The sequence below is a fragment of the Pseudomonas sp. BIGb0381 genome, assembly GCF_024809815.1.
Taxonomy (GTDB): domain Bacteria; phylum Pseudomonadota; class Gammaproteobacteria; order Pseudomonadales; family Pseudomonadaceae; genus Aquipseudomonas.
In genome coordinates this window covers 62,322-83,101 of the sequence record NZ_JANUEN010000010.1, presented here as the reverse complement: position 1 = coordinate 83,101, position 20,780 = coordinate 62,322, and the positions used below count along the sequence as shown (strand labels likewise).

The window sequence follows — 20,780 nt, the reverse complement described above, 5'->3', positions numbered from 1 at the left end:
TGATGGCCGAACGTAAGGCGTCCGTCGAGCGCGACACTCTGGAAACCCAGATCAAAGCCTCGATCAACCTGGATGGCACCGGAAAGGCCCGATTTGATATCGGTGTACCTTTTCTTGAGCACATGCTGGACCAGATCGCCCGTCACGGGCTGATCGACCTGGATATCGTCAGCAAGGGCGACCTGCATATCGACGACCACCACACGGTGGAAGACGTAGGCATCACCCTCGGCCAGGCGTTTGCCAAGGCCATCGGCGACAAAAAAGGCATCCGTCGCTACGGCCACGCCTATGTCCCGCTGGACGAAGCGCTGTCGCGTGTGGTCATCGACTTCTCCGGCCGCCCAGGCCTGCAGATGCACGTGCCGTACACCCGCGCCACCGTGGGCGGCTTCGATGTCGACCTGTTCCAGGAGTTCTTCCAGGGCTTCGTCAACCACGCACTCGTCAGCCTGCACATCGACAACCTGCGCGGCACCAACACCCACCACCAGATCGAAACCGTGTTCAAGGCTTTCGGCCGCGCGCTGCGCATGGCCGTGGAGCTGGATGACCGCATGGCCGGGCAAATGCCCTCGACCAAGGGCGTCCTGTAATGCAGACGGTCGCGGTTATCGATTACGGCATGGGTAACCTGCACTCGGTGGCCAAGGCCCTCGAGCACGTAGGGGCCGGCAAGGTGCTGATCACCAGCGATGCCAATGTGATTCGCGAAGCCGACCGCGTGGTGTTCCCCGGTGTAGGTGCAATTCGCGATTGCATGGCCGAAATTCGCCGCCTGGGCTTTGACAGCCTGGTGCGCGAAGTCAGCCAGGATCGCCCGTTCCTCGGCATCTGCGTGGGCATGCAAGCCTTGCTCGACAGCAGTGAAGAGAACGACGGCGTTGACTGCATCGGCCTGTTCCCGGGCAAAGTGAAGTTCTTCGGCAAAGACCTGCATGAAGACGGCGAACACCTGAAAGTCCCGCACATGGGCTGGAACGAAGTCCGCCAGACCGTGGATCACCCGCTGTGGCACGAAGTGCCGGACATGGCGCGTTTCTACTTCGTGCACAGCTACTACATCGCCGCCGGTAAACCGGGCCAGGTGGTGGGGCGCGGGCACTACGGCGTCGACTTCGCCGCAGCGTTGGCCGAAGGTTCGCGGTTTGCCGTGCAGTTCCACCCGGAGAAGAGCCATACCCATGGCCTGCAATTGCTGCAGAACTTCGCCGCCTGGGATGGACGCTGGTAAATGGCCAGGAAGCCGAAGCTGCCAATCTTGAACCTCACGCCCGAACAGGAGAGTGAGGCTACCCTCAAGATCAAGCGCTTCATGGAAGACCGCTTCGAGCTCAAGCTGGGCTCGTTCGAGGTCGCCGAGATTCTTGAGCTGTTCACCACCGAAGTGGCTCCGCATTATTACAACAGGGCGATTTTCGATACGCAGACGCTCCTTAAAGAAAGGTTCGAAAGCATCGAAAGCGACCTGTGGTCGCTTGAGAAACCCTGATTTCCAAGCATTGCTGAATATCGAATAAGGTTTGCCAGATGCTGATTATCCCCGCTATCGATCTCAAGGACGGCGCCTGCGTACGTCTGCGCCAAGGCCGTATGGAAGATTCCACCGTGTTCTCCGATGACCCGGTGAGCATGGCTGCCAAATGGGTGGAAGGGGGCTGCCGTCGTCTGCATCTGGTGGACTTGAACGGCGCCTTCGAAGGCCAGCCGGTCAACGGCGAGGTGGTCACCGCGATCGCCAGGCGCTACCCGAACCTGCCGATCCAGATCGGCGGCGGTATCCGCTCCCTGGAAACCATCGAGCATTACGTCAAGGCCGGCGTGAGCTACGTGATCATCGGCACCAAGGCCGTGAAAGACCCGGCCTTCGTCGCCGAAGCCTGCCGCGCGTTCCCGGGCAAAGTGATCGTGGGCCTGGACGCTAAAGACGGTTTCGTCGCTACCGACGGCTGGGCTGAAATCAGCACCGTGCAAGTCATCGACCTGGCCAAGCAGTTCGAAGCCGACGGCGTGTCCGCCATCGTTTATACCGACATCGCCAAAGACGGCATGATGCAGGGCTGCAACGTGCCGTTCACCGCTGCGCTGGCCGCTGCGACCAGGATCCCGGTGATCGCTTCCGGCGGTATTCACAACCTGGGCGACATCAAGTCGCTGCTGGACGCCAAGGCGCCAGGGATCATCGGCGCCATCACCGGCCGTGCGATCTACGAAGGCACCCTGGACGTCGCCGAAGCCCAGGCTTACTGCGATGCCTACAACGGCTGAGGACTGACCATGGCGCTGGCCAAACGCATCATCCCTTGCCTGGACGTCGACAACGGTCGCGTGGTCAAGGGCGTCAAGTTCGAGAATATCCGTGACGCCGGCGACCCGGTGGAAATCGCCCGTCGCTACGATGAGCAAGGTGCCGACGAGATTACCTTTCTCGACATCACCGCCAGCGTCGACGGCCGCGACACCACGCTGCATACCGTCGAGCGCATGGCCAGCCAGGTGTTTATCCCGCTGACCGTGGGCGGTGGCGTGCGCACCGTGCAAGACATTCGCAACCTGCTCAATGCCGGTGCGGACAAGGTCTCGATCAATACCGCTGCGGTGTTCAACCCGGAGTTCGTCGGCGAAGCCGCGCAGCACTTCGGCTCGCAATGCATCGTGGTAGCCATCGACGCCAAGAAAGTCTCCGGCCCGGGCGAAACCCCGCGCTGGGAGATCTTCACCCACGGCGGTCGCAAGCCGACCGGCCTGGACGCGGTGGAGTGGGCGATGAAGATGGAAGGCCTGGGCGCCGGGGAAATCCTGCTGACCAGCATGGACCAGGACGGCATGAAGAACGGCTTCGACCTGGGGGTGACCCGCGCCATCAGCGATGCGCTGGGTATTCCGGTGATCGCCTCAGGCGGTGTCGGTAACCTGCAACACCTGGCCGACGGCGTGATCGAAGGCCATGCCAGCGCGGTGCTGGCGGCGAGTATTTTTCACTTTGGCGAATACACCGTTCCTGAGGCCAAGGCCTACATGGCGGCGCGCGGTATCGTCGTTCGCTAAACGTTGCTGGACACCATGGCAGGCGCGCGGCACTCTCTGCGCTTGCCATGGATTCCGGTAGCCTTCATGTTCAAACAACTGCTTCTTGCTGTCGCCAGCACGTCCATTCTCTTGGCCGGCTCGGCCCATTGCACAGAGGAACCGTCTGACGCCTCCCTGGTGTTGCTGACGGAAAATTTCCCGCCCTACAACATGGCCAGGAACGGTAAGAACTTCGCCAAGGACGAGAACATCGAAGGCATCGCCGTGGACATCGTGCGCGAGACCTTCAAGCGTGCCGGCATTTCCTACAATCTCACCCTGCGTTTTCCCTGGGAGCGAATCTACAAACTCGCCCTGGAGAAGCCCGGCTATGGCGTGTTCGTGATGGCGCGTCTGCCGGATCGTGAAGCGCTGTTCAAGTGGGTCGGCCCCATCGGCCCGGATGATTGGGTGCTGCTGGCCAAAGCCGACAGCAAGATCCAGCTCGATGACCTGGAGCACGCGCGGCGCTACAGGATCGGCGCCTATAAAGGCGACGCCATCGCCGAGACCCTGGAGAAGCAGGGCCTTAACCCGGTGGTGGTGTTGCGCGACCAGGACAACGCGCAAAAGCTTATGGATGGCCAGATCGATCTGTGGGCCACCGGCGACCCGGCCGGGCGTTATCTTGCGCGCCAGGTCGGTGTGACGGGGCTCAAGACCGTGCTGCGGTTCAACAGTGCTCAGTTGTACCTGGCGCTGAACAAGGATGTGCCGGATGAGACGGTAGCCAAGCTGCAGGCGGCGTTGGATCAGTTGCGCTCTGAAGGGCGGGTGGAACAGATCATGGCGAACTATTTGTAGCGGTAGGTGCCGTTCTTGCCGTGCCCAGCCATGGCTTGATTGCTGCGCACACTGATCATCAACTTGATATCTATCCAGTCGATGCCCAGGGCCTTGAGCTTGGGTAACTCGCGCTCCAGCACTGCCAGGGTTTGTGGGTAAGGGTGGCCGATCATCACCACCGAACCCTGTTTGTGCGCCAGTTTGATCGCGGTTTGCAGTTGCGTGGTGATCGCCGCTTCGGTGCGTTCGTCATCGAGAAACACATCCCGCGAAACATGCGCCAGGCCAATCTTCTGCGCTTCGGCAGCGGCTACGGTCTGCGCGCTGGTGCGGCTGTCGACGAAGAACTTGTTGCGCCGTTGCAGCTCGGCCATCAGCCAGGCCATGGCGGCCGGTTGCGCGGTCATGCGGCTGCCCATGTGGTTGTTGATACCGGCGGTATAGGGCACGGCGTTGAAGGCCGCGTCCAGGCGTTTGCCCAACTCTTCGATAGGCAGCTCGGGGTGCCAGGCGAACGGGCCGGTGGCGGGGTCCATGGGCATGTGCAGGATCACGATCTTGCCGGCCTTGTGCGCTTCGCGGGCGAATTCGGCGGCGTGGGGCGTGTCGGGCATGATCGCCGTGGTCACCGGCCCAGGCAGGGCCAGCACGCGACGATCCCGGGTCAGGTTTTGCCCCAGGTCGTCGATGATGAGGGTCAGGTAGGCTTTGTGGGATTCGCTGGCAGGGGCCGCGTGGGCGACCCCTGCCAGGCTGCATAGCACAGCGATGATCAGGGCAACACGCATATCAACGACTGCGTGTAATGCTCAAGCCCTTGAGCAGGCTCAGCGCCTGGGCCAGCTGGTAATCATCGTCCTGCGGCATCGGCTTGGCTTTCTTGCTGCTGCCGGTTGGCTGGTCGGCACCGCCGTTGCCATTGCCCAGGTGACCTTGCAGGTCCGCTTCCTTGTAGTACTCGCTGTCGATTTCGTTGGTGATCTTGGCCTTGCGCACTTCGATGTCCGGCACGATGCCTTGGGCCTGGATCGAGCGGCCGTTCGGCGTGTAGTACAGCGCGGTGGTGATCTTCAGCGCACGCTCGTTGTTCAGCGGCAACACGGTCTGCACCGAGCCTTTGCCGAAGCTGGTGGTGCCCATCAGCACGCCGCGTTTCTGGTCTTGCAGGGCGCCGGCGACGATTTCCGACGCCGAGGCGCTGCCGCCGTTGATCAGCACAGCCAAGGGTACGTTTTCGCTGAGGTCGTTGCCGGTGGCCGAGAAGCGCAGCTCGGAGTTGGCGATACGACCCTTGGTGTAGACGATCAGGCCCTTGGTGATGAAGTGGTCGACCACTTCCACCGCCGACTGCAGCACGCCGCCTGGGTTGTTACGCAGGTCGAGCACGATGCCGCTGAGTTTCTTGCCGTTGTCCTTGCGCAGCTTGGCCAGGGCCTTGGCCACTTCGTCGCCGGTCTTGACCTGGAATTGGGTGATGCGGATGTAACCGTAGCCCGATTCCAGCAGCTGGCTCTTCACACTCTTGACCACGATGGTCGCGCGGGTAAGCGTCACGTCAAACGGGTTGCCGCCGTCGCGCACCAGGGTCAGGGTGATTTTCTGGCCGATCTTGCCGCGCATCTTGTCGACGGCTTCGGTCATGGTCTGGCCACGGGTCGGCTGGCCGTTGATCTTGACGATAAAGTCACCGGCCTGGATGCCGGCCTTGGACGCCGGGGTGTCATCGATTGGCGAGACCACCTTGATATTGCCGTCTTCGGCGCCGACTTCAATGCCCAGGCCCCCGAATTCGCCGCTGGTGCTTTCCTGCAGCTCGGCGAAATCTTCCGGACCGAGGTAGGCGGAGTGCGGATCGAGGTTGCTGAGCATGCCCTTGATGGCATTTTCCAGCAGGGTCTTGTCGTCTACAGGTTCGACATAGGCTGCCTTGATCCGGTCCATGACCTCGGCAAAGGTGCGCAGCTCGTCCAGCGGCAACGGCGCCTTGGTGGTCGCGGCCGTGGCGGCGGGTGCAGCCGGGGCGGCCTGGTCGGCAAAAGCCAGAGGCGCGCCGATCACCAGGGCGATCGTCAGGGCCAGCGAAGTGAGGCGGGACAAATGCAGCATGTCGAACGAACTCCTAATGTAGATGCGACCCTATCCTTGGGACCGGCACCATTGTGCGGGATCGCTCGGGCGACCCTGCTGACGAATAGCGAAGTACAGCGCTGGGGTGTCCTGGCCGCCACTGTTACCGACAGTGGAGATGGATTCACCGGCTTTTACAACATCACCTGCCGACTTGAGTAACGTCTGATTGTGGCCATAAAGGCTTAAATAGCCATTACCGTGGTCGAGAATCACCAACAAACCGGCGCCCCTCAGCCAATCGGCAAACACCACGCGCCCACCGTGTACGGCATGAACCTGGCTGCCGGCAGAGGCGCTGATCATCACCCCGTCCCACTTGGCGCGGGTGTCATCGCCACGGGTTTCCCCAAAGCGTGCCAGTAGTCGACCATCAACTGGCCATGGAAGTTTGCCGCGCGCTGAAGCAAAAGGTCCGCCGAAGGACTCGCCAGCACTGGAAACCAGCGGGCCAGGAGCGGCATGCGCCGGTTTGCGGGGCGCCGGGGCATCGGTGGTGGCTGCCAGTTCGGCCTCACGCTGGCGCTTTTTTTCGGCTTCCTGCTGGGCTATCAGCGCTTTCTGTCGCGCTTCTTCGGCCTCACGTGCCTGGCGTGCCAGGGTTTCTTCAATGGTCTTGAGCACTTTGGCCAGGTCGGCCTGGTCTTGCTCGCGGGCCTGGAGCTTGGCGTCGCGGGCCTTCACGTCGTCATTGAGCTTGGCCAGGGCCAGCTGGCGCTCCTTGCGGACCTTGTCCAGCTCGTCGCGCTGGGCGTTGAGGCTGGCTTTCTGGTCCTCCAACTGCGACTGCTGGTTGGCGATTTCCTGTTCGACGTTGACCAACTGGCGCAGGGTCTCGTTGAAGCTTTTCAACTGCTCCAGTCGGGCCTTGCTCAGGTAGTCGTAGTAGGTCAGGGTGCGCGCGAATTTTTCCGGGTTCTGCTGGTTGAGCAACAGTTTGAGGTATTCCTGGCGGCCGCTCTGGTAGGCGGCGCGGGCCTGGATTGCGATCAAACGCTGCTGTTCAACGCGTGCGCTCTGGAGTTTTTTTTTCTCAGCGTCGAGTCGCTCCAGTTCCGACTCGCTCTTCTTTAGTTCTTTTTGCAGCTCCTGGACCTGCTTCTCCAGCTTGCCCATTTCGGTTTCCGTGCCGCGCAGGTCTTTCTGCACCCCGGATTTTTCTTCCTGGAGCTTGCCGAGCAGTTTTTTCAGCTCGGTAATGTCCTGACGCGTAGCGTCCAACTGTTGTTGAGTTTGTGCACGCTCGTCGGCAAACGCCGGTTGGAGCAGGCAGACAAGAGCAAGGGTAATCAAGGCGCGAAGCATAGAGGCGGGCGACACCAGGGAAAGGGACGGCCTAGTATGCCCGCCAAGCGCCGCAAAAAAAACGCCCAATTCGGACTGGAAGGCAAGATAGGTGCCGAGTGGTGGCGGTATGGCAAAAAGACATCTACCAAACACCGCGAAGCTAATGTGGGAGGGGGCTTGCCCCGATTGCGGTGTGTCAGCTGAATAGGTGTTGGCTGACCCACTGCTATCGGGGGCAAGCCCCCTCCCACACTGTTGTTTGGATCAGACCAGGATCGAGGTCCCGGTCATCTCTTTCGGCTTCTCCAACCCCATCAGCATCAACATGGTCGGCGCCACATCCGCCAGCACGCCGCCATCACGCACTTTGAAGTCGCGCTTGCCGACGTAGATGAACGGCACCGGCTCGGTCGTGTGGGCGGTGTGGGCCTGGCCTGTGGATTCGTCGGACATCTGCTCGCAGTTGCCGTGGTCGGCGGTGATCAGCGCCTCGCCGCCGACTTTTTCCAGGGCGTCGACGATGCGGCCGACGCACAGGTCCAGGCATTCCACTGCCTTGGTCGCAGCTTCCAGGTTGCCGCTGTGGCCCACCATGTCACCGTTGGCGTAGTTGACCACGATCACGTCGTAGCGCTGGTGGTCGATGGCGTCGACGATCTTGTCGGTGACTTCCGGCGCGCTCATTTCCGGCTGCAGGTCGTAGGTGGCGACTTTTGGCGACGGGATCAGGATGCGCTCTTCGCCAGGGAACGGTTCTTCACGCCCGCCGGAGAAGAAGAAGGTCACGTGGGCGTATTTCTCGGTTTCGGCAATACGCAGCTGGGTCTTGCCGTGCTTCGCCAGGTAGTCGCCCAGCACGTTGTCCAGGCTGCCGGCAGCAAAGGCAGCGGGGGCCGGGATGCTGGCGGCGTATTGGGTCAGGCCGACGTATTGGACTTTTGGCTGGCGCGCACGCTCGAATTCCTTGAAACCGTCTTCGACAAACACACGGCTCAGCTCGCGGGCACGGTCGGCGCGGAAGTTCATGAACACCACGGCGTCTCCGTCTTCGACCTTTACCGGCTCGCCGATGGTGGTGGCCTTGACGAATTCATCGCTCTCGCCACGGGCGTAGGCAGCTTCCAGGCCTTCCTGGGCGGTGGCGGCGTGGAATTCGGCCTGGCCGTCGACGATCAGGTTGTAGGCCTGGGATACGCGGTCCCAACGGTTGTCGCGGTCCATGGCGAAGTAGCGGCCCACCAGGCTGGCGATGCGGCCCTTGCCCAGGGCGGCGAAAGTGGCGTCCAGCAGCTCGATGGAGAATTGCGCGCTTTTTGGCGGGGTGTCGCGACCATCGAGGAAGGCGTGCAGGTAGATCTTGTCGGCGCCGCGCTTGAAGGCCAGCTCGGCCATCGCCACCAGATGGTCCTGGTGACTGTGAACGCCGCCGTCGGACAGCAGGCCCATGAAGTGCACGGCCTTGCCGGCGGCCACTGCTTTATCTACCGCTGCGCAGATAGTCGGGTTCTCGAAGAACTCGCCATCGCGGATCGATTTGGTCACGCGAGTGAAGTCTTGATATACCACTCGTCCGGCGCCGAGGTTCATGTGGCCGACTTCCGAGTTGCCCATTTGGCCGTCCGGCAGGCCCACGTCCATGCCCGAGCCGGAGATCAGGCCGTTGGGCACCGTCGCGGTCAGACGGTCGAGTACCGGCTTCTTGGCCGCGTACACCGCGTTGTCGTGGTGGCTTTCACTGTGTCCGAAGCCATCGAGAATTATCAGGACCAAAGGTTTAGGCGTGGTAGTCATAGATCCTCTCGCGGCGGTAATAAAGGAAGGCAATTGAAAAGGGAGTGGCAGTTTAAAGCGAAGTTCCGACCACGTCACCGCTTTACGGGGGTTGGCCCCCCCTGACGGCTGTGTATACTTACCGCCATTTTAACGCCCTGGAACCTCCTTGATGGTTGATCACCTGATTGCATTTGCCACTGCCCACTATCTGCTCGTGGGTGCCTTCGTCATCCTGCTGGCGCTGCTGATCGCTCACGAATTGAGCCGTGGTGGCCGCAGCCTGAGCACGTCGGAGCTGACCGCGCTGGTTAACAAGGACGAGGCCATTGTGGTGGATATTCGCCCGGCCAAGGATTTTGCCACGGGCCATATCGTCGGTGCCCTGAACATCCCTCAGGACAAGCTGATCGCGCGCCTGCCCGAGCTGGAAAAGCACAAGGCCAAGACCATCATCCTGGTCGACGCTCAGGGCCAGCACGCCGGCACCCACGCCCGCGAAATGCTCAAGACCGGTTTCATCGCCGCCAAGCTGTCCGGTGGCATCAGCAGCTGGCGCGCCGACAACCTGCCGCTGGTGAAGTGATATGAGCCAGGTCGTCGTATATTCCAGCGATTGGTGCCCTTACTGCATGCGGGCCAAGGCCCTGCTGGAGAAGAAGGGCGTTGCCTTCGAAGAAATCAAGGTCGATGGCAAGCCCCAGGTGCGTGCCGAAATGGCCCAGAAGGCGGGGCGCACGTCCGTGCCGCAGATCTGGATCGGCGCCAGGCACATCGGTGGGTGCGACGACCTGTTTGCCCTGGAGCGCGCCGGTAAACTCGATGCGCTGCTGCTCGTCTGACTCCTAACCCCTAAAAGACCCCAAGATCAAGAAGGATCTGCGATGACTGACCAACAGAACACCGAAGCAGCAGAAGCCCAAGGCCCACAATTTTCGCTGCAGCGTATCTATGTGCGTGACCTGTCGTTCGAAGCGCCGAAAAGCCCGGCGATCTTCCGCCAGGAATGGACTCCAAGCGTTGCCCTGGACCTGAACACCCGTCAAAAGGCACTGGAAGGCGACTTCCACGAAGTCGTGCTGACCTTGTCGGTCACCGTCAAGAATGGCGAAGAAGTGGCCTTCATCGCTGAAGTGCAACAGGCCGGTATCTTCCTGATCCAGGGCCTGGACGAAGCGTCCATGAGCCACACCCTGGGTGCGTTCTGCCCGAACATCCTGTTCCCGTATGCCCGCGAGACCCTGGACAGCCTGGTCACCCGTGGTTCGTTCCCTGCGCTGATGCTGGCTCCGGTGAACTTCGATGCCCTGTACGCTCAAGAGCTGCAGCGCATGCAACAGGAAGGCGCGCCGACGGTTCAGTAATCTCGAACCCGACGCAGAACCCAATGTGGGAGGGGGCTTGCTCCCGATAGCGGTGGATCAGTCACCTAGATGTCGACTGACACTCTGCCATCGGGAGCAAGCCCCCTCCCACATTTGTTATGTGTGCTATTTGAAGCCGAGTTGGCGCCAGCCTTCGTAGACGGCAACGGCGACGGTGTTCGACAGGTTCAAGCTGCGGCAGCCTTCGCGCATCGGCAGGCGCAGGCGATGGCCGTCGGGCAGGGCGTCGAGTACCTCGGCTGGCAGGCCACGGCTTTCCGGGCCGAACAGGAAGGCGTCGCCCTCGGCAAAGCTGGCATCATGAAACGGCCGCGAGCCTTTGGTGGTGAACGCGAACAAGCGCGGGTGTCCGAGGCTTTCCAGGCAGCTGACCAGGTCGGCATGGCGCTGGAGGGTGGCGTACTCGTGGTAGTCCAGCCCGGCACGACGAAGACGCTTGTCGTCCATGTCGAAGCCCAGGGGCTCGATCAAATGCAGGTGGCAGCCACTGTTGGCGCACAGCCTGATAACGTTGCCGGTATTCGGCGGAATTTCTGGTTGAAAAAGGATGACGTGAAACATGCACGGCTCCGAAGGCAAAGATGCGCTGCATTCTACCCCTGAAGAAGACCCAAGGCCGAAGCTAATGCCGAGGGTCATGGGCTCATTGGCGATTGTCGGCCTGATGGTTGGCCTGATGATCGGCCGCCTGACCACTCCTGACCCGGTCGAGTTGCAGCAGGTAGAGACGGCTGCGGACGGTGTGGTGGTGTGGTTCAACAGCGAACCCAAGCTGCACGGCGAGCACATCGACGGCACCGTGGCGCTGTTGTTCGACGCGCAAGGCAAGGCCGCCAGTGGGCAGCTCAAGGTCAACGACAAGGATGTGAACTGGCGCGTGCGCAAGACCGATGCGGGCTTGCTGCTGAACCTGGTGGCGGCTCGGCCGTTGCGCGGGGAGTGGAAAGGGGAGAAGGCCGATGGCCGCTGGCGGCTGGAGATCCATCTCCAAGAGCAATAAAAGAGGGAATCCCCGGCCTGCCTGTACCAAGGTTCCCAAAACGGGCTGGAGCTATGGGCGCTGAGCCACATAAGCCCCGGGTGTAAAGAAGGGAGTTCCCGGCCTGCCTGTACCAGGGCTCCCAAAACGGGGTGAAGCCAAAGGCTTCGGTGTTAAAGAGGGAGTCCTCGGCCTGCCTGTACCGAGGTTCCCGAAAGCGGTGTGGAGCGCGACGCGGTTCGCATCAAGCACCCCGGGTGTAAAGAGGGGATTCTCGGCCTGCCTGTACCAAGGTCCCCGAAACTGGGTTGTACTGGGGTTATTGCAGGGCGCGTGCCAGAGTGGCTAAGTTGTGGCGAAAAATTTCTCCAGAAAGCGAAAAGCCCCGGGATACGGGGCTTTGGTGTTTTCGAGGTTCAGCATTTTCTTAACAAAACGTTTGTTTCGGGCGTGGAACGTGTGCGCGATGCTAGAACAGGGTGCATTGAAGCGGTGCACGATTCTGAGTCCGTGTGGAGGTCCAAATGTGGGAGGGGGCTTGCTCCCGATGGCGGAGTGTCAGTCAGATAGATATCGACTGACACTCCGCCATCGGGAGCAAGCCCCCTCCCACATTAGATCTCGGTAGATTGGAGATCAGGCGTCGTCGCCCTCATCGTCATCACCACCATCGACCTTCATGCCCAACTCCTTGATCTTGCGCGTCAGGGTGTTGCGACCCCAACCCAGCAACACGGCGGCATCGCGACGGCGGCCGGCGGTGTGCTTCAGGGCCGTTTCGATCATGATCCGTTCGAACGCCGGTACGGCGCTGTCCAGCAGGTTCGACTGGCCGCGTGCCAGGGCCTGGTCGGCCCACTGGCGCAGCGCCTGCTCCCAGTTGGTCACGGGGGCCGAATCCTGCGGCAGGCTCAGCAGCTCCGGCGGCAGGTCGCCGATGTGCACTTCGCGGCCGGACGCCATCACGGTGATCCAGCGGCAGGTGTTCTCCAGCTGGCGCACGTTGCCGGGCCACGGCAGGTTTTTCAGGTATTCCTCGGTCTCGCTTTTCAGCAACTTCGGCTCGACGGCCAGCTCCTGGGCGGCGCGGCTGAGGAAGTGGCGGGCGAGGGTCGGAATATCTTCGCGGCGGTCCGACATCCGTGGGATGTGGATGCGGATCACGTTGAGACGGTGGAACAAGTCCTCACGGAACTTGCCTGCGTGCACCAGGGTTTCCAGGTTCTGGTGAGTCGCGGCGATGATGCGCACATCGACCTTGACCGGTGTGTGCCCGCCCACGCGATAAAACTCGCCGTCCGCCAGTACGCGCAGCAAGCGGGTCTGGGTGTCGGCCGGCATGTCGCCGATTTCATCGAGGAACAGCGTGCCGCCGTCTGCCTGTTCGAAACGCCCGCGACGCAGGTTGGCTGCGCCGGTGAACGCGCCTTTCTCATGGCCGAACAGCTCGGACTCCATCAGATCCTTGGGAATCGCCGCCATGTTCAGCGCGATAAACGGCGAGGCCGCGCGCGGGCTGTGACGGTGCAGGGCGTGGGCCACCAACTCTTTACCGGTACCCGACTCGCCGTTGATCAGCACGGTAATGTTGGAGTGGCTCAAGCGACCGATGGCGCGAAACACTTCCTGCATCGCCGGCGCTTCACCGATGATTTCCGGGGTGCGGGTCAGGGTCGGTGGGGCTTCCTGGTTCTGTTGTTCCTGGGCGTGCTGGTTGGCGCGCTTGACCAGCGCCACGGCCTCGTCCACGTCAAACGGCTTGGGCAGGTACTCGAAGGCACCGCCCTGATAGGACGCGACAGCGCTGTCCAGATCCGAGTGCGCAGTCATGATGATCACCGGCAGGCGCGGGTGCTGCTCGCGAATCCTCGCCAGCAGGTCCAGGCCACTGGCGCCGGGCATGCGGATGTCGGAGATGATCACGTCGGGCTGCTGACGCGCCAGGCGGCTCATGACCCCGTCGGCGCTGTCGAAGCTCTGGGTGGTCATGCCTTCCTGTTGCAAGGCTTTCTCGAGGACCCAGCGGATAGAACGGTCGTCATCGACGATCCACACAGTTTCACTACGGCTCATGTCGATGAGGCTCCTTGTTCCAGAGGCAGAAAGATCGAGAATGTGGTGTGGCCGGGATGGCTCTCACATTCGATCAGACCCTGGTGCTGGCTGATGATGTTCTGGGTAATGGCCAGGCCCAGCCCGGTACCGTCCGGGCGGCCGCTGACCATGGGAAAGAAGATGGTTTCCTGAAGTTCCGCAGGGATGCCTGGGCCGTTGTCGATGATCTCAACCTTGGTCACCAGGCGATGGCGCACGTGGCCGATGGTGAACTGGCGCAGGGCGCGGGTGCGCAGGCTGATGCGGCCCAGGCGCAACTCGTTCTGGCTGCTGATGGCCTGCATGGCATTGCGTACGATATTGAGCACCGCCTGGATCATCTGCTCGCGGTCGATCAATACGTCGGGAATGCTCGGGTCGTAGTCGCGCACCAAGGTGATGCAGCCCTGGCTTTCGGCCTCGACCAACTGACAAACGCGCTCCAGTACTTCGTGCACGTTGGTCATCGCCAGCGACGGCAGCTTGTTGGAGCCGAGCATGCGGTCCACCAGGTTACGCAGGCGGTCAGCCTCTTCGATGATGACGTTGGTGTAGTCCTTGAGGTGCTCGTCCGGCAGCTCGCGGGCCAGCAACTGCGCCGCGCCGCGAATGCCACCCAGCGGGTTCTTGATCTCATGGGCCAGGCCGCGTACCAGCATCTTGCTGGTTTCCTGCTTGGACAGCTGGGCTTCTTCCTTGGTGATTCGCAGCAGGCGGTCGCGGGGGTGCACTTCAAGCAGCAGCAGGGTGGCGCCGTTGCTCAGGATCGGGGTCACGGCGTAGTCGACGGTCAGCGTCTGGCCGGTCAGTGCCGTGAGCATCGCTTCACGCTTGGTGAACGGATGTGCCTGCTCCACGGCTTGGCGCAACGAACTCAAGGCTTCGGCCGACTCGGTGAACAATTCGCTGATGAACTGCCCATGGCTGCGCTGGCCACTGATGGCCAGGAGCATTTCCGCCGCCGGGTTCATGTACTCAAGGCGCAGGTCGTCATTGAGCAGGATGGTCGCGGTGGTCAGGTTGTCGAGTAGCAAACGGTGCAGTGCATCGCTGATGGTCATCGGGACCTCTTTTGGAGCAAGGCGCGGGCTTGAGGCACACGCTGATACAAGGAAAATGCAAAAACCAAACCAAGGCTCCGAAAAGAAGCGTTAAACCCCTGAAATAGGGGTTTAAGGCGCGAAACTGTGGCGTTCTGCCAGCTTGATCGGGAAGTTTCGAACCAAAATGGTGTGAGGCAGTGGGAAGGGTGCAGGATGTCGCACCAATATAGTGCGGTTTTGTGAAGGTTGTTCAGGAAGTGCCGAAATCACACAAATCAAATCAGGGAGGGGTTGCCCCTCTCCCACATTTTTGGATCGGGTTTACAGTTTTAGTCTTTGTAGATACACAGCTCGGCCGTAGCGCGGATCATCGCCAGTTGCCGCAGTGGGTCGTTCAGCGGCTCATGCACTGCTTCGGCCAGCCATTGAGGGCACTGCGGGTCGGTACGTTGTGGGGTGAAGTCCGCCAGTTGTTGCAGCAGGCGTTTTTGCAATTGATCCAGTTGCGGGCGAATCTGCTTCACCAGGTCCGGGCGCGGGTCGTCGGGTGCCTTGCCCTGGAACTGCCAATCGGATAAGTGGGTGTACTGCACCAGCTTGTTTGCCTCGATCTGTGCCGAGAAAAATTGCTCGGCGGCGGCGGGGGCCAGTTTGTAGCTCGGCGCCTGGGCGACGACACTGGCGATCACCTCTTGTTCGCGCTTCTTATCCTCTACAGGTTTTTTGCTGTCCCATTTGCTCAGGGCCACCTGGTCGGCGATCTCCAGGCGTTCGGCGATGCTGTTGAGCAGCGGCTCAAGAGTGGGTGGCGCAGCCAATGCGCTGGCGCTGAAAAACACTAAAGCGAACGCAAGTCGACGTTTCAATACTGATCTCCTTGTGGGAGGGAGGGGGGGATTCGGGTTAATTCCCGGGCAAAAAAAGACCTCCCGAAGGAGGCCTTTTTCTTCACGCTGCGTCAAGCAGCGCTACCGGATCAGCAGCTGTAGTACAGCTCGTATTCCAGTGGGTGTACGAAGGTGCGTACTTTGATTTCTTCTTCGCTTTTCAGCTCGATGTAGGCATCGATGAAGTCGTCGCTGAATACGCCGCCTTTGGTCAGGAACGCACGGCCCTTGTCCAGCTCTTCCAGGGCTTCTTTCAGGCTGCCGCACACTTGTGGGATCTCTTTGGCCTCTTCAGGCGGCAGGTCGTACAAGTTTTTGTCGGCGGCGTCGCCAGGGTGGATCTTGTTCTGGATACCGTCCAGGCCGGCCATGACCAGGGCAGCGAAGGCCAGGTATGGGTTGGCTGCCGGATCCGGGAAGCGGGCTTCGATACGGCGAGCGCGCGGGCTGGACACGTAAGGAATACGGATCGAGGCGGAACGGTTGCGAGCCGAGTAGGCCAGCATTACCGGTGCTTCGAAACCTGGGACCAGACGCTTGTAGGAGTTGGTCGACGGGTTGGTGAAGCCGTTCAGGGCCTTACCGTGCTTGATGATGCCGCCGATGAAGTACAGGGCGGTGTCGGACAGGCCGGCATAACCTTCGCCAGCGAAGGTATTCTTGCCTTCTTTGGCGATGGACAGGTGAACGTGCATACCCGAACCGTTATCGCCGTACAGCGGCTTAGGCATGAAGGTAGCGGTACGGCCGTAGGCATCAGCCACGTTGTGTACGCAGTACTTCAGGGTCTGGACTTCGTCAGCCTTGGCAACCAGGGTGTTGAATTTCACACCGATTTCGTTCTGGCCGGCAGTCGCCACTTCGTGGTGGTGAACTTCGATGACCAGGCCCATTTCTTCCATGGCGTTGCACATGGAGGTACGGATTTCGTGGTCGTGGTCGAACGGCGGAACTGGGAAGTAGCCACCTTTGATGCCTGGACGGTGGCCTTTGTTGCCGCCTTCCACGTCCTGGTCGGACATCCACGAACCTTGTTCGGAGAAAATCTTGAACATGGAACCGGAGATGTCGGACTTGAACTTGACCGAATCAAAGATGAAGAATTCTGGTTCCGGGCCTACGAATACGGTGTCGCCGATACCGGTCGACTTCAGGTATTCCTCGGCACGCTTGGCGATCGCACGTGGGTCGCGGTCGTAGCCTTGCATGGTCGAAGGCTCGATCACGTCGCAGACGATGATCAGCGTTGGGTCTTCGGTGAACGGGTCGAGGACGGCAGTGCTGTCGTCCGGCATCAGGATCATGTCGGAGGCTTCGATGCCTTTCCAACCAGCGATGGAGGAACCGTCGAACATTTTGCCTTCTTCGAAGAAAGCATCATCCAGCGCGTCGCGAGCCGGCATGGTCACGTGGTGCTGAGTGCCTTTGGTGTCCGTGAAGCGCAGATCAATCCATTTAACGTCATGATCTTTGATGAGTTGAACCGACTTCGACATAGTGTCCTCCGGGTGGCTTCGGGCTGGGGTAGTGGAGTTAGCCCTTAGAATGTGGGTGATGCCGGCGCGGATAGTCCGCCATGGCAACCTGCCTCACAAGAGAGCAAATTGCATGCCAGTGCGCCAACATGGGTTTTTTGCTCCAAAAACGCCCTATAAAAGGTACATAGCGACAAAAGCCCGAAATTCGAGCACTGAAATGTGGCGCCTGGCGATGCAAATGCACCTCTTTAGTGCGTGACGAGTGTTGTGCATATTAACTGGTTAAACCTTGAGCGATTTCCGCTATAATCCGCGCCCCCCTTTTTCGGCAGGCCCTGCGCGCGCTGTTTCCATGAAATTAATCGTTAAAGTCTTCCCCGAGATCACCATCAAGAGCCGACCGGTACGGATGCGTTTCATCCGTCAGTTGGCCAAGAACATCCGTGCCGTGCTCCGCGATCTGGACCCGGCTGTGGTGGTGAACGGTGTGTGGGACAACCTCGAGCTGGAAACCCGCCTGACCGACGCCAAAGCCTTGAAGGACATGACCGAGCGCCTGAGCTGCATGCCGGGTATCGCGCATTTCCTGCAGGTGGATGAGTACCCGCTGGGCGACTTCGACGACATCACCGAAAAATGCAAACGGCACTTCGGCGACAGCCTTGAAGGCAAGATTTTTTCGGTGCGCTGCAAGCGTGCCGGCAAGCACCCATTCAGCTCCATGGACGTCGAGAAATACGTCGGCAGCAAGCTGCGTCGCGAGTGCGGCGCCGCCGGAATTTCCCTCAAGGCGCCGCAAATTGAAGTGCGCATGGAAATTCGCGACCAACGGTTGTTTGTGATTCACAGCCAGCACGACAGCATCGGCGGCTATCCGCTGGGCGCCCTGGAACAGACCCTGGTCCTCATGTCCGGCGGTTTCGATTCCACGGTGGCGGCCTACCAGATCATGCGCCGCGGCCTGATGAGCCACTTCTGCTTCTTTAACCTGGGCGGACGTGCACACGAATTGGGCGTGATGGAAGTTGCGCACTTTATCTGGAAGAAGTACGGCAGCTCCCAACGCGTGCTATTTGTGAGCGTACCGTTCGAGGAAGTGCTGGGCGAAATTCTCGGTAAAATCGATAACAGTCATATGGGCGTAGTTTTGAAGCGTATGATGTTGCGCGCCGCGTCCCGAATCGCCGATCAGTTGCAGATCGACGCACTGGTGACCGGTGAAGCGATTTCCCAGGTTTCCAGCCAGACGCTGCCGAACCTGTCGTTGATCGACTGCGTGACCGAGAAGCTGGTATTGCGCCCGCTGATCGCCAGCCACAAGCAGGACATCATCGACTTGGCAGAAGCAATCGGCACCGCCGACTTTGCCAAGCACATGCCTGAATACTGCGGGGTCATTTCGGTGAACCCCAAGACCCACGCCAAGCGCAACCGCGTGGAGTACGAAGAACAACAGTTTGATATGGCGGTTCTGGAGCGTGCGATCCAGAACGCCAAGCTGGTCCCGATCGATCGTGTTATCGACGAGTTGGGCCAGGATGTGCAGATCGAAGAAGTTGGCGAAGCCCTGGCCGGTCAGATCGTCATCGACATCCGTCACCCGGATGCCGCTGAAGATGAGCCGCTGGAAGTCGCCGGCATCGACGTACAAACGCTGCCGTTCTATGCATTGAACGCGCGTTTCAAGGAACTGGATAACAGCCGTCAGTACCTGCTGTATTGCGACAAAGGCGTGATGAGTCGCCTGCATGCCCACCATTTGCTCAGTGAGGGGCATGCCAATGTGCGCGTTTATCGACCGAGCTAAGAGCCCGGGGCTGTTTGCCTGTGGCCTGCGTCACCGGCCCCCCGACTCTGCCGTCAAGCTGTAACGGCAAGGCCTGACTCTACTGTTAATCGCTGCCACGACCTGTCAGCACACCGAATCCTCTGATCGAGATACACAAGTGATCGAAAATCTACGTAACATCGCCATCATTGCCCACGTTGACCATGGTAAAACCACCCTGGTAGACAAACTCCTGCGTCAATCCGGCACCCTGGAGCGCAACGAGCTCAACGACGAGCGCGTGATGGACTCCAACGACCAGGAAAAAGAGCGCGGTATTACCATCCTGGCTAAAAACACCGCTATCAACTGGAACGGCTACCACATCAACATCGTGGACACCCCGGGCCACGCCGACTTCGGCGGCGAAGTAGAACGCGTAATGTCGATGGTTGACTCCGTTCTGCTGCTGGTTGACGCTCAAGACGGCCCTATGCCGCAAACCCGTTTCGTGACCAAGAAGGCTTTCGAAGCCGGCCTGCGTCCGATCGTGTGCATCAACAAGGTTGACCGTCCAGGCGCGCGTCCGGACTGGGTTCTGGACCAGATCTTCGACCTGTTCGACAACCTGGGCGCCACCGAAGAGCAACTTGATTTCCAAGTGATCTACGCATCGGCCCTGAACGGTATTGCCGGTCTGGAACACACCGCCATGGCGGAAGACATGACCCCGCTGTACCAGGCGATCGTTGACCACGTTCCACCACCGAAGGTTGACCGTGACGGTCCGTTCCAGATGCAAATCTCGGCACTGGACTACAACAGCTTCCTGGGTGTTATCGGCGTTGGCCGTATCGCCCGTGGTAGCGTCAAGCCGAACACCCCGGTTGTCGCTATCGGCGCCGACGGCAAGAAGCGTAACGGTCGTATCCTGAAGCTGATGGGTCACCACGGCCTGCACCGTATCGACGTTGAAGAAGCCTTCGCCGGCGACATCGTGTGCGTCAGCGGTATGGACTCGCTGTTTATCTCCGACACCCTGTGCCAGCCGGACACTGTCGAGGCGATGAAGCCTCTGACCGTTGACGAGCCAACCGTTTCCATGACCTTCCAGGTAAACGACTCGCCTTTCTGCGGTAAAGAAGGCAAGTTCGTGACTTCCCGTAACATCAAGGAACGTCTGGACAAAGAGCTGCTGTACAACGTTGCACTGCGCGTTGAAGAAGGCGACTCGGCTGACAAGTTCAAGGTTTCCGGCCGTGGTGAGCTGCACCTCTCGGTACTGATCGAAACCATGCGTCGCGAAGGCTTCGAAATGGGCGTTGGTCGTCCAGAAGTGATCATCCGTCAGGTTGACGGCGTGAAGCAGGAACCGTTCGAAAACGTCACCATCGACACCCCTGAAGAATCCCAGGGCAAGGTCATGGAAGAGATGGGCCTGCGTAAGGGCGACCTGACCAACATGGTGCCGGATGGCAAAGGCCGTGTGCGTCTGGAATACAACATCCCTGCTCGTGGTCTGATCGGTTTCCGTAACCAGTTCCTGACCCTGACCAACGGTGCTGGCATCCTGACCTCGATCTTCGATCGCTACGACACCATGAAGTCCGGCGACATGTCCGGCCGTCAGAACGGTGTTCTGGTCTCGGTAGAAACCGGCAAGGCACTGACCTACTCCCTGGAAACCCTCCAGGCGCGTGGCAAGCTGTTCGTTGAACACGGTCAAGAGATCTACAACGGTCAGATCGTTGGTCTGAACAGCCGTGACAACGACATGGGCGTCAACCCAACCAAAGGCAAGAAGCTCGACAACATGCGTGCTTCGGGTAAAGACGAAACCATCGCCCTGGTTCCACCTGTTCGCTTCACCCTGGAACAGGCCCTGGAATTCATCCAGGACGACGAGCTGTGCGAAGTGACGCCGAAGTCGATCCGCCTGCGTAAGAAGATCCTGGACGAAGGCGAGCGTACCCGCGCTGCCAAGAAATCCAAGAACTGAGTTAACTCAGGCTGAATGAAAAACGCCCCCGGTCGAAAGGCCGGGGGCGTTTTTTTATGCCTGCAGTTTTGGTGGTGGTTGTACTGGCCTCATCGGGGGGCAAGCCTC

21 protein-coding genes are annotated in these 20,780 nt (G+C 60.3%); 12 read left to right on the top strand and 9 right to left on the bottom strand.

Features of this window, described 5'->3' with window-relative positions; genetic code table 11:
- The first annotated feature begins 2 nt into the window (after nucleotides 1-2).
- The 6 genes from hisB to M2397_RS23610 all read left to right on the top strand — a co-directional run bounded on the left by hisB (nucleotide 3) and on the right by M2397_RS23610 (nucleotide 3,873).
- On the top strand, nucleotides 3-596 hold the full coding sequence (hisB, locus tag M2397_RS23635; protein WP_003218037.1) for an imidazoleglycerol-phosphate dehydratase HisB: 594 nt from the start codon (nucleotides 3-5) through the stop codon (nucleotides 594-596).
- Nucleotides 596-1,234, top strand: a complete 639-nt coding sequence (hisH, locus tag M2397_RS23630; RefSeq protein ID WP_145335873.1) for an imidazole glycerol phosphate synthase subunit HisH — start codon at nucleotides 596-598, stop codon at nucleotides 1,232-1,234. The genes hisB and hisH overlap by 1 nt, the downstream gene beginning before the upstream one ends.
- Nucleotides 1,235-1,492, top strand: coding sequence for a DUF2164 domain-containing protein (locus tag M2397_RS23625; RefSeq protein ID WP_065925755.1), 258 nt, complete (start codon nucleotides 1,235-1,237; stop codon nucleotides 1,490-1,492).
- A gap of 38 nt (nucleotides 1,493-1,530) precedes the next feature.
- Entirely contained in the window at nucleotides 1,531-2,268 is a 738-nt protein-coding gene (gene hisA, locus M2397_RS23620) for a 1-(5-phosphoribosyl)-5-[(5-phosphoribosylamino)methylideneamino]imidazole-4-carboxamide isomerase (protein ID WP_057010603.1), read from the top strand.
- Between the two features lie 9 nt (nucleotides 2,269-2,277).
- Complete coding sequence (gene hisF, locus M2397_RS23615; protein WP_003171107.1) at nucleotides 2,278-3,048, top strand: imidazole glycerol phosphate synthase subunit HisF; 771 nt, start codon at nucleotides 2,278-2,280, stop codon at nucleotides 3,046-3,048.
- A gap of 66 nt (nucleotides 3,049-3,114) precedes the next feature.
- Nucleotides 3,115-3,873 carry an ABC transporter substrate-binding protein gene (locus M2397_RS23610; protein WP_167655943.1) on the top strand — a complete coding sequence of 253 codons (759 nt, stop codon included), beginning with the start codon at nucleotides 3,115-3,117 and terminating at the stop codon, nucleotides 3,871-3,873.
- Here the strand turns inward: M2397_RS23610 and M2397_RS23605 are convergent.
- The 4 genes from M2397_RS23605 to gpmI form a co-directional block, all read right to left on the bottom strand.
- Nucleotides 3,864-4,643, bottom strand: coding sequence for a divergent polysaccharide deacetylase family protein (locus M2397_RS23605; RefSeq protein WP_167655942.1), 780 nt, complete (start codon nucleotides 4,641-4,643; stop codon nucleotides 3,864-3,866). The genes M2397_RS23610 and M2397_RS23605 overlap by 10 nt on opposite strands.
- A 1-nt stretch (nucleotide 4,644) precedes the next feature.
- Nucleotides 4,645-5,961: a S41 family peptidase gene (locus M2397_RS23600; protein WP_131696914.1), complete on the bottom strand. Its 1,317-nt coding sequence runs from the start codon at nucleotides 5,959-5,961 to the stop codon at nucleotides 4,645-4,647.
- Nucleotides 5,962-5,991: 30 nt separating this feature from the next.
- Nucleotides 5,992-7,287, bottom strand: a complete 1,296-nt coding sequence (locus M2397_RS23595; RefSeq protein WP_145335875.1) for a murein hydrolase activator EnvC — start codon at nucleotides 7,285-7,287, stop codon at nucleotides 5,992-5,994.
- A gap of 246 nt (nucleotides 7,288-7,533) precedes the next feature.
- Complete coding sequence (gene gpmI / locus M2397_RS23590; protein WP_259244526.1) at nucleotides 7,534-9,060, bottom strand: 2,3-bisphosphoglycerate-independent phosphoglycerate mutase; 1,527 nt, start codon at nucleotides 9,058-9,060, stop codon at nucleotides 7,534-7,536.
- Between the two features lie 151 nt (nucleotides 9,061-9,211).
- On the opposite strand from gpmI, the gene M2397_RS23585 reads away from it, so the two are divergent.
- Genes M2397_RS23585 through secB form a run of 3 tightly spaced genes read left to right on the top strand, consistent with a single transcriptional unit; the run spans nucleotide 9,212 to nucleotide 10,403 of the window.
- Nucleotides 9,212-9,625, top strand: a complete 414-nt coding sequence (locus M2397_RS23585) for a rhodanese-like domain-containing protein (protein WP_131696911.1) — start codon at nucleotides 9,212-9,214, stop codon at nucleotides 9,623-9,625.
- A gap of 1 nt (nucleotide 9,626) precedes the next feature.
- The gene (gene grxC / locus M2397_RS23580) at nucleotides 9,627-9,881 is read left to right on the top strand and encodes a glutaredoxin 3 (RefSeq protein WP_033896917.1); all 255 of its coding nucleotides are present in this window, start codon (nucleotides 9,627-9,629) and stop codon (nucleotides 9,879-9,881) included.
- Between the two features lie 42 nt (nucleotides 9,882-9,923).
- A complete protein-coding gene (gene secB, locus M2397_RS23575; RefSeq protein WP_014716520.1) occupies nucleotides 9,924-10,403 on the top strand; it encodes a protein-export chaperone SecB in 480 nt (159 codons plus the stop codon).
- Nucleotides 10,404-10,529: 126 nt separating this feature from the next.
- Here the strand turns inward: secB and M2397_RS23570 are convergent, their stop codons facing one another.
- Nucleotides 10,530-10,985, bottom strand: a complete 456-nt coding sequence (locus M2397_RS23570; RefSeq protein WP_184745507.1) for a tRNA (cytidine(34)-2'-O)-methyltransferase — start codon at nucleotides 10,983-10,985, stop codon at nucleotides 10,530-10,532.
- On the opposite strand from M2397_RS23570, the gene M2397_RS23565 reads away from it, so the two are divergent.
- Nucleotides 10,984-11,424 carry a hypothetical protein gene (locus M2397_RS23565; protein ID WP_131696909.1) on the top strand — a complete coding sequence of 147 codons (441 nt, stop codon included), beginning with the start codon at nucleotides 10,984-10,986 and terminating at the stop codon, nucleotides 11,422-11,424. The genes M2397_RS23570 and M2397_RS23565 overlap by 2 nt on opposite strands.
- Nucleotides 11,425-12,039: 615 nt before the next feature.
- On the opposite strand, the gene ntrC is transcribed toward M2397_RS23565, so the two are convergent.
- The 4 genes from ntrC to glnA form a co-directional block, all read right to left on the bottom strand.
- Nucleotides 12,040-13,476 carry a nitrogen regulation protein NR(I) gene (gene ntrC, locus M2397_RS23560; RefSeq protein ID WP_027605069.1) on the bottom strand — a complete coding sequence of 479 codons (1,437 nt, stop codon included), beginning with the start codon at nucleotides 13,474-13,476 and terminating at the stop codon, nucleotides 12,040-12,042.
- Nucleotides 13,473-14,558, bottom strand: coding sequence for a nitrogen regulation protein NR(II) (gene glnL, locus M2397_RS23555; RefSeq protein ID WP_131696908.1), 1,086 nt, complete (start codon nucleotides 14,556-14,558; stop codon nucleotides 13,473-13,475). Before glnL ends, ntrC begins: the two co-directional genes overlap by 4 nt.
- Nucleotides 14,559-14,869: 311 nt before the next feature.
- Nucleotides 14,870-15,406, bottom strand: coding sequence for a chorismate mutase (locus M2397_RS23550; RefSeq protein ID WP_145335877.1), 537 nt, complete (start codon nucleotides 15,404-15,406; stop codon nucleotides 14,870-14,872).
- Between the two features lie 110 nt (nucleotides 15,407-15,516).
- Nucleotides 15,517-16,923, bottom strand: a complete 1,407-nt coding sequence (gene glnA / locus M2397_RS23545; RefSeq protein WP_024072899.1) for a glutamate--ammonia ligase — start codon at nucleotides 16,921-16,923, stop codon at nucleotides 15,517-15,519.
- 334 nt (nucleotides 16,924-17,257) lie between these two features.
- Here glnA and thiI point away from each other — a divergent pair, with 334 nt between their 5' ends.
- Nucleotides 17,258-18,712, top strand: coding sequence for a tRNA uracil 4-sulfurtransferase ThiI (thiI, locus tag M2397_RS23540; RefSeq protein ID WP_145335879.1), 1,455 nt, complete (start codon nucleotides 17,258-17,260; stop codon nucleotides 18,710-18,712).
- A gap of 139 nt (nucleotides 18,713-18,851) precedes the next feature.
- Nucleotides 18,852-20,672: a translational GTPase TypA gene (typA, locus tag M2397_RS23535; protein WP_131696905.1), complete on the top strand. Its 1,821-nt coding sequence runs from the start codon at nucleotides 18,852-18,854 to the stop codon at nucleotides 20,670-20,672.
- The last annotated feature ends 108 nt before the right edge of the window (nucleotides 20,673-20,780 follow it).